Source organism: Urechidicola vernalis (genome assembly GCF_031846385.1).
Taxonomy (GTDB): Bacteria; Bacteroidota; Bacteroidia; order Flavobacteriales; family Flavobacteriaceae; genus Urechidicola; species Urechidicola vernalis.
This window is the reverse complement of the sequence record NZ_JAVRHV010000026.1, coordinates 1-729: the sequence shown is the minus strand read 5'-3', so window position 1 is coordinate 729 and position 729 is coordinate 1. Positions and strand designations below refer to the sequence as shown.

The following is a 729-nucleotide window of genomic DNA, read 5'->3' as shown; positions in this document are numbered from 1 at the left end:
TTCGGATCTGTTCCTTTCATAGAGAAACCTTCTGTAATATTTAAAAGTCCTCCGTCCCCTACATGAGCCCAATTGGCATAGGCATTCCAGTTATTAACAAACTTATATATCCAATAACTTGACAATCTAATTGGACTTGGATTTCCTCCTCCATCTGCATAGGCATAAGGGCTTCCAAAATTTATATTTAATGGATTCGAAGACGTCGATCCGTCTCTCAATGCACTTGAAGGGCTTATTGGTAGATTATTACTACCTACATTAATTGCACTAACCGGCAAAGACCAATAATTATAAGCATAACTATTCTTCGTCCCTTGTTGGTCTCTTTCAATATAACCTGAACTATTTGGCTCTAACATAGATTCGTAATATTGAGCCGACCAATAAGGCTTCTGAATCAACTGTGATTCTCCAACTAAATCAATGACTCCATCCAAACTCAAATAGTGCGTTACCCACAACATGTGGCCTGAATTATTTTCATCCTCTGTTCCTGGCTCCATAATTTCTAACTCTCCTGATTGAACATACAAGCCAAGTGTCGTAATGTCTTTACTTCCTGAAGTTATATCATGATTCGTTCTTACAATATTCCAGTCTATTGGGTCACCATTAATTCCATTACTATTTGGAGCATCCCAAACTGTTGGACGTAACCAAGTATTTACATTACCCCATTCTCCATTCTGAGCAGAATCATATGGCAACGGAGCCGTTTGTTCTAAA

1 pseudogene is annotated in these 729 nt (G+C 38.1%); it reads right to left on the bottom strand.

The annotated features are described in order from the left end of the window. A pseudogene (locus RM519_RS13950) lies at positions 1–729 on the bottom strand (LamG-like jellyroll fold domain-containing protein); the annotation flags it as partial.